At 52.1% G+C, this 12,518-nt stretch carries 13 protein-coding genes; 3 read left to right on the forward strand and 10 right to left on the reverse strand.

Features of this window, described 5'->3' with window-relative positions; translation table 11 throughout:
- Nucleotides 1-1,682: phosphoenolpyruvate synthase (locus D6694_09970; protein ID RMH40543.1), on the reverse strand; the 1,682-nt coding region annotated here is incomplete at its 3' end.
- A 100-nt stretch (nt 1,683-1,782) separates the two neighbouring features.
- On the opposite strand from D6694_09970, the gene D6694_09975 reads away from it, so the two are divergent.
- Nucleotides 1,783-2,604, forward strand: a complete 822-nt coding sequence (locus D6694_09975) for a kinase/pyrophosphorylase (protein ID RMH40531.1) — start codon at nt 1,783-1,785, stop codon at nt 2,602-2,604.
- A 103-nt stretch (nt 2,605-2,707) separates the two neighbouring features.
- The gene (locus tag D6694_09980; GenBank protein RMH40532.1) at nt 2,708-4,525 is read left to right on the forward strand and encodes a DUF4382 domain-containing protein; all 1,818 of its coding nucleotides are present in this window, start codon (nt 2,708-2,710) and stop codon (nt 4,523-4,525) included.
- Between the two features lie 52 nt (nt 4,526-4,577).
- On the opposite strand, the gene rpoS is transcribed toward D6694_09980, so the two are convergent.
- The 9 genes from rpoS to D6694_10025 form a co-directional block, all read right to left on the reverse strand.
- On the reverse strand, nt 4,578-5,561 hold the full coding sequence (gene rpoS, locus D6694_09985) for an RNA polymerase sigma factor RpoS (protein ID RMH40533.1): 984 nt from the start codon (nt 5,559-5,561) through the stop codon (nt 4,578-4,580).
- A gap of 139 nt (nt 5,562-5,700) precedes the next feature.
- Nucleotides 5,701-6,558, reverse strand: a complete 858-nt coding sequence (locus tag D6694_09990) for a LysM peptidoglycan-binding domain-containing protein (protein ID RMH40534.1) — start codon at nt 6,556-6,558, stop codon at nt 5,701-5,703.
- Nucleotides 6,559-6,574: 16 nt separating this feature from the next.
- Nucleotides 6,575-7,150, reverse strand: coding sequence for a DedA family protein (locus D6694_09995; GenBank protein RMH40535.1), 576 nt, complete (start codon nt 7,148-7,150; stop codon nt 6,575-6,577).
- Nucleotides 7,147-7,785, reverse strand: coding sequence for a protein-L-isoaspartate(D-aspartate) O-methyltransferase (locus D6694_10000; GenBank protein ID RMH40536.1), 639 nt, complete (start codon nt 7,783-7,785; stop codon nt 7,147-7,149). Before D6694_10000 ends, D6694_09995 begins: the two co-directional genes overlap by 4 nt.
- Nucleotides 7,775-8,545: a 5'/3'-nucleotidase SurE gene (gene surE, locus D6694_10005; GenBank protein ID RMH40537.1), complete on the reverse strand. Its 771-nt coding sequence runs from the start codon at nt 8,543-8,545 to the stop codon at nt 7,775-7,777. The genes D6694_10000 and surE overlap by 11 nt, the downstream gene beginning before the upstream one ends.
- A gap of 35 nt (nt 8,546-8,580) precedes the next feature.
- Nucleotides 8,581-9,600 carry a tRNA pseudouridine(13) synthase TruD gene (gene truD / locus D6694_10010; GenBank protein ID RMH40538.1) on the reverse strand — a complete coding sequence of 340 codons (1,020 nt, stop codon included), beginning with the start codon at nt 9,598-9,600 and terminating at the stop codon, nt 8,581-8,583.
- A complete protein-coding gene (locus tag D6694_10015) occupies nt 9,600-10,079 on the reverse strand; it encodes a 2-C-methyl-D-erythritol 2,4-cyclodiphosphate synthase (GenBank protein ID RMH40539.1) in 480 nt (159 codons plus the stop codon). Before D6694_10015 ends, truD begins: the two co-directional genes overlap by 1 nt.
- Nucleotides 10,080-10,086: 7 nt before the next feature.
- On the reverse strand, nt 10,087-10,830 hold the full coding sequence (locus D6694_10020; GenBank protein ID RMH40540.1) for a 2-C-methyl-D-erythritol 4-phosphate cytidylyltransferase: 744 nt from the start codon (nt 10,828-10,830) through the stop codon (nt 10,087-10,089).
- Nucleotides 10,823-11,116 carry a cell division protein FtsB gene (locus tag D6694_10025; protein ID RMH40541.1) on the reverse strand — a complete coding sequence of 98 codons (294 nt, stop codon included), beginning with the start codon at nt 11,114-11,116 and terminating at the stop codon, nt 10,823-10,825. The genes D6694_10020 and D6694_10025 overlap by 8 nt, the downstream gene beginning before the upstream one ends.
- 116 nt (nt 11,117-11,232) lie before the next feature.
- Here D6694_10025 and D6694_10030 point away from each other — a divergent pair.
- Nucleotides 11,233-12,518: Re/Si-specific NAD(P)(+) transhydrogenase subunit alpha (locus D6694_10030; GenBank protein RMH40542.1), on the forward strand; the 1,286-nt coding region annotated here is incomplete at its 3' end.

Below are 12,518 nucleotides of genomic sequence, written 5' to 3' on the forward strand. Positions count from 1 at the left end.
CCTTCGGTCAGTTTGGTGATATAAAACTCGACCGGTGAAGAATAGCCCGCCATCTGCTGTGCGATCGTGTTTTTCAAGCGCTCATCCTCAAGTTTGTCAAAATCGAGCAAAGCTTTCGGGTGAACGCCAATCATGACATTAATAATAAATTCGAGCCGGGCAAGACCAATGCCGGCGTTCGGTAATGCTGCAAATTTGAACGCACCATCCGGATTGGCCACATTCATCATGATTTTGAAAGGCAATTGCGGCATGTTGTCGATTTCACTCCGCGCCACCTGAAACTTCAGTTTCCCGCGATAAATAAATCCGGTATCACCTTCGGCACACGATACAGTCACCTGATCGCCATCACGTATCACATCTGTGGCATTGTTGGTTCCCACAACTGCCGGGATGCCGAGTTCACGCGCAATAATGGCCGCATGGCATGTGCGGCCACCACGGTTGGTCACGATGGCCGACGCTTTTTTCATAATTGGCTCCCAATCGGGATCAGTCATGTCCGTGACCAACACATCACCCGGCTGAATTTTGTCCATATCGTCAATACTTTCGAGCACTTTGGCTGTGCCCTGCCCAATTTTTTGGCCAATGGCACGCCCTTCTGCCAACACTTCACCACGCTCAGAAAGTTTATAATCCTCTAGGACGCGTGCGTCCGCACGACTTTGCACTGTCTCGGGACGCGCCTGCACAATATAAAGCTCACCATCGCCACCGTCCTTGGCCCATTCGATGTCCATCGGACGGCCGTAATGAGCTTCAATAATTAACGCTTGCCTCGCCAGTTGTTCTACTTCAGCATCGCTAATCGAGAATCGCTGACGATCCGACATGGGGACATCAACTGTCGCCACCGACTTGCCATGTTCTTGGCTGTCGGTGTACACCATCTTGATCGCTTTGCCGCCCAGCGTACGGCGCAAAATCGCTGGCCTATTCGCTTTAAGTGCCGGCTTATAGACATAAAACTCGTCAGGGTTGACGGCGCCCTGCACGACGGTCTCACCGAGGCCGTAGGCTGATGTGATGAATACAACGTCGCGGAACCCGGATTCAGTATCCATAGTAAACATCACACCGGAAGCGCCTATGTCACTACGCACCATTTTCTGAACCCCGGCAGAAAGCGCGACATCGGCGTGGCTGTACCCGGTATGGACACGGTAGGCAATCGCTCTGTCGTTAAACAGGGAAGCAAAAACTTCTTTGATGGCCCGCAGCACGTTGTCGAGCCCACGAACGTTGAGAAAGGTTTCTTGCTGGCCAGCAAATGATGCATCCGGCATGTCTTCAGCCGTCGCCGAAGAACGAACCGCCACCGCGAAACTGTCTCCGGCATTGCCTTTGAGTTTCTCATAGGCTTCGACAATGGCCGCCTGCAGCTTGTCACCGAACGGGGCCTCCATGATCCACTGGCGAATTTGCGCACCTGTGGCGGCCAATGCTTTGACGTCGTCAACATCCAAGTTAGCCAGTGCCGCTTGAATCTTGTCATTCAAACCATTTTCTGACAGGAAGTCGCGGTAGGCTTGTGCTGTGGTGGCAAATCCATTCGGCACCTTGACTCCCATTCCGGAAAGATGGCTGATCATCTCGCCAAGAGAGGCGTTCTTGCCGCCCACGCGATTGACATCGCCCATGCCAAGTTGGTCATACCAAAGTACGTATTCGTTCACGGTGGCTCCTCGCAGTTGACTGACTTCGCGCAGCCCAGACTGGATCGAAAGCGTCAGGACTGGTAAAAAGTGTGCATATTGTACTCATCTGGCCAGAAGAATGAAACGCCATGTATTCTATATTTCCGACCGTACCGGTATCACGGCGGAAACCCTTGGTGGTGCCCTATTGAGCCAATTCGAGGACGACGTCGAATTTATTGAAAAAACCATTCCGTTTGTCGACAGCGTCGAAAAAGCTGAAGACGTTAGGGAACGCATCGACGCTGTTGCCAAAGAAACCAATACGCGTCCTATTGTTTTTGACACTATCGTCAACCCCGAACTGCGAGCCATTGTGCGTCAAAGCAGCGGCCTTATCATGGACTTTTTTCACACCTTTATCGGGCCGTTGGAAAAAGAACTCGGGGTGTCTTCGTCATTTCGGGTGGGGAAGCACCACGCTATGGACGATAAAGGCGACTATGATCACCGAATCGAGGCCGTGAACTTTGCGCTCAATAGTGACGATGGTCGTTCGATGCGTTATTTCGATGACGCCGAGGTGATTTTGATTGGCGTCAGCCGATGCGGCAAAACGCCAACCTGCTTGTATATGGCCATGCAGTTTGGGGTTTATGCGGCCAACTATCCTTTTACTGCGGACGATATGGACAAGCTCCGGCTTCCCTCCGAACTCAAACGCAATCAACACAAGCTATTCGGTTTGACCATTGACCCGCAACGACTGCACGAAATTCGCACGCAACGCCGTCGAGGCAGTCAATATGCCTCGTTACAACAATGTCGACGTGAAGTGATATTGGTGGAACAATTATTCCGAAAAGAAAACATTCCATTTATCGACACCACATCAAAATCAATCGAAGAAATTGCCACCATTATCATGGACAAGTGTCAACTGGAACGTCGAATTTTTTAGCGCATAACACATTTTTCTTCAATGAACGTCAACCAATTCCCCGTGGCATCGTTGTTCTTTGGCACAGCAAGCCAATAAACAACAACGAACGGAGGACTCTCTCATGCCACTCAAACACTTGCTTAAAGCGCTGACGATTTGCGCCCTGCTCGTCAGCGGTCTGTTCATCGCCGGATGCCAAGAAAAAGAACATGAGCCTGACAAGAACGAACCACCACAAGGCAAAATGACATTGGTGTTGACCGACGCTGATGGCGACTTCCTGTCCTATACCGTGGATGTCACTTCGATCAGCCTGCACCGCCGCGACGGCACGTCCATTGAAACCGTGCCAGTCAATACACGCATTGATTTTGCTGGTTATACCGATTTGTCAGAACTCTTCTCTGTCTTGACGCTGCCCGCAGGCATCTATGACAGCATTACGTTCAATGTGGATTACACCAATGCCGATATTGTGGTCCAGGATGACGCCGGAAACACCTACCAAGCCACCGCTGTGGATGCCGGTGGCACACCATTAGGTGCCTTGCAACTGCAACTCGATTTGGGGGATAAGGGCGCGGTTCGAATTGACCCGGCGCGGATTGCATTCCTGACCATAGATTTTGACTTAAGTGCCTCAAACACCATCCTAGGCTTCGATCCAGCCACGGTTCAAGTTGAGCCATTCGTTGTGGCGCATGCGGATGTTGTGGACGAACGTGACCATCGTGCGCGCGGGCTGCTCGAATCCGTGAACCTTGATGACAGTCATTTCACTGTGGATCTCCGCCCCTTCCATCTGCGGGACGGCCGCTTTGGACAATTATCCGTTTCGGTCAATGACGACACGTTCTTCGAAATCGATGGCACAAGCTATCAAGGTATTGATGGTCTAAACCAGCTCGCAAACAAAGCGCCGGAGACGCCGGTCATTGTGTTTGGTACTTTCTTCACAAATGAGCGGACGTTCATGGCCAAGCAAGTACTGGCGGGAAGCAGCGTGCCATGGGACAACGCAGACGTTGTGCAAGGCGTAGTCATCGCACGCGACGAAAACACGCTCACTGTGCACGGAGCGCATACCCAAATCGGCTCTGGAAGCGTCACATTCCGCGATCGCGTGTTGATTAATGTTGGACCGGAAACACGTGTCTCGCAAGTGTTGACAGCAAATGGCACAAAGACAATTGATGATATCTCTGTTGGCGCACGTATCATTGCCGTTGGGCAATTTACCGATGCCGAGCGGACCACACTGGATGCCACTGCTGGCGGGGTAAGGCTAAGAATGAATCAAGTCAAAGGGCAGGTGGTGTCCGTCGAGCCGTTTGTGTTGTCCCTGGCAAGAATCAACGGTCGGCCAATCGGACTGTTCAATTTCTCTGGAACTGGCCAATCAGCGGACGATGACGTCAACCCCGAAATGTTCGATGTCGACGCTAGCAGCCTAATGCTGACAGGAATCGACAGCGGCGATTGGCTCGGCGTACGCGGCTTTTTCAACAGCTTTGGGGCCGCACCGGTTGACTTCTTTGCCAAAACTGTCGGGAAAATCGCCCTCGATCATCGTGCGGCGCACTTTGCTGCCCATTGGTCATCAGGGACGACTAGCGACATCAGCTTTTCAGACACGCAGATGACGCTCAATCTGACACAAACCGATCGTGCCGTCATAAAGATTGCCGGCATTCCGATAACGGATGTGTCACAGAGCGAAGCTTACATGATAGAACCAGCCTTTGACCGCGGTATCTACGCGATAAAAATCGCAGGCCAGCCTGGTATCGAGGTATTTCGCGATTTTTCAGATTATACGAATGCGGTACAAACGAAAATTGATAATGGAAGCGCCGTCCTTGGTATTCGGGCGCTCGGACATCAATCATTGGATATGACGGCATTTAAGGCGGTTCAAATCGCGATTCTCATCAAATAAGCCCAAAGTGAAACGAGCGCTCTTTGAGCGCTCGTTTTTTGTCCACCGCTGACTAGTCTCTGAATAATACTTTCTCATCAAGTTGATGACGCGCCATGAGTTCACGCAATCTGGACAGTGCTTCTGCCTGAATCTGCCTGACTCGCTCACGGGTCAATCCGATTCGCTCGCCAACTTGCTCTAGCGTCGCTGGCTCCTCACCAAATAAACCATAGCGCTGAACCAGCACTTCCCGTTGTTTAGGCGACAATTCATCAAGCCATTTGACTAACCGTTCCTGAATGTCACCATCCTGCAACACATCGGCAGGATCATCTGCGCCTTCATCCCCGAGGATATCAACAAGGGCTTTGTTGTCATCATCTCCGCCCAAAGGCACATCGATTGACGAGCTCCGCTCATTGAGCTTGAGCATCTTTATGACATTCTCAACAGGCTTACCGACTTTTTCCGCGATCTCTTCTGGTGTTGGCTCATGATCGAGTTTGGCGGCCAACTCACGCGATGCGCGCAAATACACGTTGATTTCCTTGACGACATGGATAGGTAGTCGAATGGTTCGAGTCTGGCTCATCAATGCTCGTTCGATGGTCTGACGAATCCACCATGTCGCATAAGTTGAAAAACGAAAGCCGCGCTCCGGATCAAACTTCTCGACTGCACGGATGAGGCCAAGGTTACCTTCATCGATCAAATCGAGAAGCGCCAAACCTCTGTTCATATATCGGCGAGCAATTTTGACCACCAGACGAAGATTACTTTCGATCATTTTCTGCCGGGACTTCATGCAACCTCGGCGTGCACGGCGTGCGTAATACACCTCTTCCTCTGCGCTCAGAAGCGGCGCTGCACCGATTTCACTCAAGTAAAGTTGGGTGGCATCCATGGTGCGGTCTTTGGCAACCAGTTCGGCCAGATCATCATGCGACGTTTCTGGCAAAGCACGCCCAAGCATGTTTGTGCCAGTTGCGTCAGTAGATTCATCCGCTGCGATTCCGTCAATATCGAGTTCAAAATCAGCAAATTTTTCCGTCATCGTGTCGCCTCCACATGAAAGGGCCTGATCTACGGCCGTTTATTTGTCCCCAAAAGAAGGGCTATGTGGAAAAAGCCACCCAGCAACAATCCTTGTCTACTTCCCTGACAAGACGGCCCTTGCTGGTCAACCACAAACATCACTGTTTCTGTGGGAGGTACTTCAGAGGATCTACTGGCTTCCCCTGATACCGCACCTCAAAGTGAAGTTGGTTGGCGTACAGCCCCTCATAGCCTGTATCGGCAATGATCTGTCCAACTTTCACAAATTCTTTATCTTTCACGCGGAGCCGAGCATTGTAAGCATAGGCTGTGAGCCAATTTTCATCATGTTTGATGATGATCAGCTTGCCATAGCCTCGCAGCCCCGAACCGCTGTACACCACTCGACCATCTGCGACCGCCACCACAGGACTGGGACCCGGCGTCAAGATATCGATCCCCTTGTTCCCTCCCCGGCGCGGCGAAAATCGGCCGATAATTGTACCTTTAACAGGCCAGCGCCAATTTGTCACGCTTTTTTTTGATTTTTTCTTGATTTTTTTTCCATGCGATGCGAGGATCCCCAGTTTTTTTGTTTCAGACCGATGCTGATGCTTAGGGAGTGGCTGTTTCTTTGCGTGACTGGTATCGCCGGTTGAGCGCTGATTCGACCGAACCGCGTTTTTGGCCATCACCTCTTGCGTATCACTTTTTCTTGTTGTGTGGGGACCAGGGGAAGGTGGGCTCAGACGTAACTGCTGGCCATTCCGTAACAGATAAGGCGGTCGCAATCGATTCCAACGTGCAAGCGCTCGGTAGTCGAGCTCATGCGCCCAAGCGATCGAATACAGGGTGTCACCCGGTCTGACCACATAAATATTTTGCGCGTTGGTAACATTTTCGACGATGCGGGTGTCAATTCGCACCACTTCGGCAGGACGCTCTCCCTCCGACTGGCACGCCGACAGCAGCAGAATAGTCAACTGGCAAGCAGTAAATCCAGCAAGGCGTTTCAACTGGCCATCCTATTCTTTACCGAAACACCAGATAGAGCATAACAAAACCAACCACAGCCCAACCAGCCCAATCCACCCACTGATGCAATTTTTCCTTTAAATTTTCGCCACCCCAGTACAAAAGTGCAGCCACCAGATAAAACCGCCCAGCCCGTCCGATAATAGAAGCCAAAACGAACGGCCAAAACGGCATTTCTGCCGCACCCGCGGTCAGCGTAAAAGCTTTGTATGGGATGGGCGAAAAACCTGCGAGTAACACAATCCACACCCCATGTTCTGCAAAAAGCTGATGCGCCTCAATAAAAATGTCTGCGAGATCATGTGCCTGCAACCACGGTTCTACCCAAGAAGTCATCAGCCCGTAACCCAGCCAATACCCCACAATCCCGCCCAAAACAGAGAACGCTACGGTCAAAAACGCCAACCGCCAAGCCTGCTCGCGACGGGAAAGCACCATTGGCGCTAACATGACATCCGTGGGGATTGGAAAGAAAATCGATTCTGCGGCGCTAAACACACACAGGATGGCCTCGGCTCTTGGGTGCTTAGCCCATTGCAACGTTTTGCTATACAGCGCGCTGAAAATCTTCAATCTTCAATTCCTTTTCGCATTGGCACAAAACGCACGGCGTCCAATCGTGTGTATTCGAAATCATCCCCAACTCGACGCACAAGCGTCAAATACTGCACAACCCCCTGAGCGCCGACAGGTGCCAACAGGCATCCACCTTCACCCAGCTGAGCTAGCAACCGTTGCGGAATCTCTGGCGGGGCTGCCGTGAGCATAATGGCATCAAACGGCGCTTCTTCCGGCCATCCATAATGGCCATCTGCTGCTTTCGTTTGTATATTGGCCAGCCCTAGGGCCAGCAGTCTTTGTCTGGCATATCGATGCAGGTCGCGAATGCGCTCAATGCTGTACACTCGTGTCCACAACTGCGCCAAGACCGCTGCCTGATAACCACAGCCAGTCCCTATTTCCAGAATACGATCGTGCTTCGCTTCGCGATACAACACCTCAGTCATGCGCGCGACAATGAAGGGCTGGGATATGGTTTGCTCATATCCGATAGGCAATACCACATCGTCGTAGGCACGATGCGCCAGTGCCTCGTCAACAAATAAATGACGCGGCACATTGGCCATTGCCGCCAGCACAGGTGCGGACTCAATGCCTTTTTCACTTAAAATGGTTAAAAGCCGCTCGCGTGCGCGCTCACCGACCATCAGAGGTCTCCTGCTTCAACTGTTCAAAATGACGATTCAGCTTCGCCAAGGCTTGGTAATCTGTCAGATCGGTCACTATCGGAGTCAGCGACACTTGATTTTGTGCGACCGCATGGAAGTCGGTGCCTGGTCCAATGTCTTCACCATCATTGGGTGGTCCGTACCAGTAGATTGGGCGGCCTTTCGGATCCTTTTGTTGTATCAAAGTGCCACCTCGATGTCGACCGCCGAGCCGTGTCAGCGCATAACCCTTGATGTCCGAGGCGGGCACATTGGGCACATTCACGTTGAGCACCTTGCAACCATTAAACACGCCTTGGCTAACCCACTCAACACACTGACGCGCCCAAAGGGCCGCAGTATCAAAGTGCGGACCGGTACGACTGACCAACGAGACCGCGATGGCAGGCACACCAAGATGACGCCCCTCCATGGCCGCTGCCACCGTCCCTGAGTACAACACATCATCTCCCAAGTTGGCGCCATGGTTGATGCCTGCCACTACCAGATCAGGCAATTCATTCATCACTTCATAGCAACCAACATGAATACAATCGGCTGGGCTGCCGGTGACCACATAATAATCTTTTTCAATCCGCTCACAGCGGATCGGCACATCCAGTGTCAATGAACTGCTGGCGCCACTTCGATTTCTGTCTGGCGCAACCACGACAACACGACCTAAGGCCTGCAGGGCTTTCGCCAGAGTGCGAAGCCCCTCTGCCCGATAACCATCATCATTACTCAATAAAATATTCAAGCACCGCCTCCTGACCAATTCATAACGTCATCATCCTAGCATCCCGAAACGGCCGAACGAATGTCTCCCAATTCGCGCAATACCGAAGTGGCATACGCACCTGTCGGCAATGCAAAGCGTAGTGTCAATTGCCCGCTATCCATTTCGTAGTGAAAGTCTTTCGGTATGACACCGATGCTCCGAACCTGTTGGCGAAAACGCCAATGGCGTAAGCGATGATAAACGCGCCGCTCCCAAGTCGTCCAAGCCACATCCCCTGGTAGATGGTAACGCCCATCGGCGAGCAGGAGCGCCATCTGACCTGGCTCCGATTCGCCACATCGCTCTGCTGAGTGACTAGGTACACCCCATCCGCGCCAATACTTGGTCAACTCCGGCAAACACGGACTGCTCCAAATACCGTTCGCCACCAGATCCCCGAGCAAGCGGTTGAAAAACCAACCTCTGACCACCGACAGATGCCAACCACCTCCGGCACGCCGCCCTCTATTTTTTCGGTTCAATAGCCAATGGCGAGCTCGCTCAACGTTTGTGCCATGGTAGCCAAACCGCTGAACGCCAAAATAATTGGGCACGCCACAAGCCGCTAGACGTTTCAGCCGATGGATTATCACTGCCCGAGGCGGCGGTGTCTGCCACCGCACCCGGATTTCAAATCGATTGTGGGTGTGACAACCGATACGAATCTTTTTATCGGCCGCCCCCGTTTGCAGTATTTGTGTGCCTGCCGTATTCTGCAAAACGGATGAAACGTCGGCAAGCGAGCATTGAGTGGCAGGGACACTAAACCACTGTCTGGTGACAGCGTGTTTATCCTTTCTTCCGCAATAGCCGATCTCGTGCAGCGGAATGTTCAATTCGCTCGCCAAATGTGCCGTTAAGTCCTGCGTATTCCATTGCACAGCTTCGATGAATACGTACCAGTGCGCTCCCGAATCCTGTAAGCGGATGGGCAATACCTCTTCCACAACAAAGTCTTCGCAATGCTGGCGAATCACTCCTTGTGCTAAAATTTCTGGATACGCTGCTGGCCAAGCTAATGCGGTGTCTTTCATTACCGCTGTTCCAGCAAAACCACCGCCTGCGCTGCGATGCCCTCGCCTCGCCCGGCAAATCCCAGTCCCTCGGTGGTCGTTCCTTTAATGTTCACCTGAGTATTTTGGATGTCCAGAGCCTTTGCCACCACCTCAACCATTTGGCTGCGATAAGGTGAAATTTTAGGTCGTTGGCAGATCACCGTCATATCCGCATTGACAACCCGCCATGCCTGCGCCTGAATTTCCCTCGCCACCGTTTTGAGCATCATGACACTGCTTGCCTTATGCCACTTGGCGTCATTGTCTGGAAACCAATGGCCAATATCACCTAGCCCAAGTCCACCCAACAGCGCGTCTATCAACGCATGCAACAAGACATCGCCATCCGAGTGTGCTACCAACCCCACTTCACTAGGAATTTCGACACCGCCTAGAATCAACGGCCCAGGCCCGCCAAAACGATGTACATCAAACCCTTGCCCTACTCTAAACTGCATCTTCTGTTCATTTCCCGAAAAAATTTTTTGGATGTGGCCGTAAACCTTGCTCAATCTGGCGCCGTAAACGCCATTCGACAAGTTCCAAATCAGCTGGTTGCGTCAACTTTTCATTTCTCACCATGGTATCGACACAATGGATACATGCGCCGTTGGCCTCCATGACGGAAGCTTCATCCGTCATTTGTTGCCTTGCGTGCTTTGAGCTGGCACGCATTGCGGCGACAAGTTCTCCGAACCGGAAAACCTGTGGCGTTTCAGCAAGCCATAAGCGCTGCCGGTCAAGTGTTCTCTCGATTCGAGATCCAACGGTTTCTTTCACAGTATCCACAGCTGGCCGCGCGGCGATCACACCATCCAAGGCAGTATTTTGCAACAAGTATTCCCGCAAACGCGATATCATCGGTTCGCATACCATCGGTCGCGCCGCGTCATGGACCGCTACCCAGGCTTCTGACGGACAATCACTGGCAAGACATTCTAAGCCAGACAGAACTGAATCAAATCGTTCTGCGCCGGAGGGTGCAAATTGCAGGCGGCCATCATCAGGCAACCATGCCTTGAAAGTCTGCAGATCTTTGACCACCACAATGGCCTTACCGATGAATGGCGCCGACAAAATCCCGGCCAAAGTGTGCCAGATCAGGGGGACGCCCAAAACATCAACAAACTGCTTGGGTATATCTCGCCCAAAACGCCGCCCAACCCCGCCAGCCACGACCACGGCCTGCCAATTGCTAGAATCACTCATCCGTTTTTTTCGGTTTCTCTACAATTCTGAAAAAAATCTCGTCCTGTCGAACCAACCCCAGCTCTTCTCTGGCCAGCTCTTCCAATGCCTCGTCCCGGGTTTTCAGGTTGTTCACATCAGCCCTTAACACCATATTACGTCGTTTCGCTTCTTCGATTTGTTGTTCTATGCGGCTAATTTCTTCGGACAAAGCACGGTTTGAGCGATAACTGGCATCACCAAGCCACAGTTTGTACTGCAACAGCAAAAGCACTATTACCAGTAGCGCAACAAATAACCGGCCCACGGACGTCACCTTGGCTTCCTCACCTCAACCAATCTCAAGTTGTCTGAAGGTTTTCTTCTGGGGTATTTTGGCCTATGGTAAACGATGATAACAATAATAGCTAACGGGAGGCCGATATGAAGATCGGTATCGTTCGGGAAGCCTTGGAATCAGAGCGACGTGTCGCTGCCTCGCCCGAATCAGTGCGCAAGCTTGTTCAGTTAGGCTACGAAGTGGTGGTGGCCTCAGGCGCCGGCAACAAGGCTGGTTTACATGATGAACAGTTTGCCGCGGCTGGTGCAGAGATTGTGTCGGATGACGAGGCATGGAAATCAGACATCATTGTTAAAATCAATCCCCCCTCCGACAAAGAAATCCAGCAGGTCGAAGCCAACACGACGATAATTTCACTGCTGTCGCCGGCCACTAACATGCCGCTTCTGGAAGCAGCAGCCCGCCGCCACATCAACCTGATTGCGCTTGACGCCGTCCCGCGTATTTCACGTGCACAGGCCATGGACGTCCTTAGTTCCATGGCCAACATCGCAGGTTATCGAGCGGTGATCGAAGCGGCACATGCGTTTGGCCGTTTTTTTGCCGGACAAATGACTGCCGCAGGCAAGATTCCGCCGGCAAAAGTGTTGGTTATCGGAGCAGGTGTGGCAGGACTAGCGGCCATTGGTACAGCGGTCAACCTTGGCGCCATCGTGCGGGCTTTTGATGCACGCCCCGAAGTCAAAGAGCAAATCCAAAGCATGGGGGCAGAATTTCTTGAGGTCGAGATTCAGGAGGACACAAGTTCTGAATCGGGTTACGCGAAAGAAATGAGCGATGCCTTTATTGAAGCTGAAATGGCACTTTTCAGGCAGCAGGCGGAAGAGGTCGACATCATTATTACGACAGCCATGATTCCTAGCAAACCGGCCCCTCGCCTCATCACCAAAGACATGGTGGCGGCAATGAAACCCGGAAGTGTTATCGTTGATCTGGCGGCGGCCAGTGGGGGCAATTGTGAGCTCACGGAAGCGGGAAAAATGATTCAGGTCGATGGTGTCACCATTATCGGCTACACCGATCTCCCCTCAAGACTCCCCATGCAATCCAGTCGCTTGTTTGCCAACAATGTCGCCAACTTGTTGGGTTTACTTACCCCCAACAAGGATGGCCGTATCGTATTGACGCAAGACGACATCATTGTCCAAAGTGTCGCTGTGGTCAGAGATGGTGAAGTGCACTGGCCACCACCCAAAGTTTCGGTGAGCGCCGCACCGCCAAAAGCGGAATCACACCCCGAGCCCCAACCCCATTCTGACAAGGCTAAACACTGGCCACGTCGACTCATGTTATTTGCCGGCGTGCTACTGTATGCCTTGATTGGCTTTCAAGCGCCCCCCGAATTTCTACAACATTTCACAGTCTTTGC

Source organism: Gammaproteobacteria bacterium, assembly GCA_003696665.1.
Lineage (GTDB): Bacteria > Pseudomonadota > Gammaproteobacteria > Enterobacterales.

Coding starts and splice junctions, on each gene's coding strand:
- D6694_09975 (RMH40531.1), top strand. CDS start 1,783: ATGAAACGCCATGTATTCTATATTTCCGACCGTACCGGTATCACGGCG.
- D6694_09980 (RMH40532.1), top strand. CDS start 2,708: ATGCCACTCAAACACTTGCTTAAAGCGCTGACGATTTGCGCCCTGCTC.
- rpoS (RMH40533.1), bottom strand. CDS start 5,561: ATGACGGAAAAATTTGCTGATTTTGAACTCGATATTGACGGAATCGCA.
- D6694_10000 (RMH40536.1), bottom strand. CDS start 7,785: ATGGTCGGTGAGCGCGCACGCGAGCGGCTTTTAACCATTTTAAGTGAA.
- truD (RMH40538.1), bottom strand. CDS start 9,600: ATGAAAGACACCGCATTAGCTTGGCCAGCAGCGTATCCAGAAATTTTA.
- D6694_10015 (RMH40539.1), bottom strand. CDS start 10,079: ATGCAGTTTAGAGTAGGGCAAGGGTTTGATGTACATCGTTTTGGCGGG.
- D6694_10020 (RMH40540.1), bottom strand. CDS start 10,830: ATGAGTGATTCTAGCAATTGGCAGGCCGTGGTCGTGGCTGGCGGGGTT.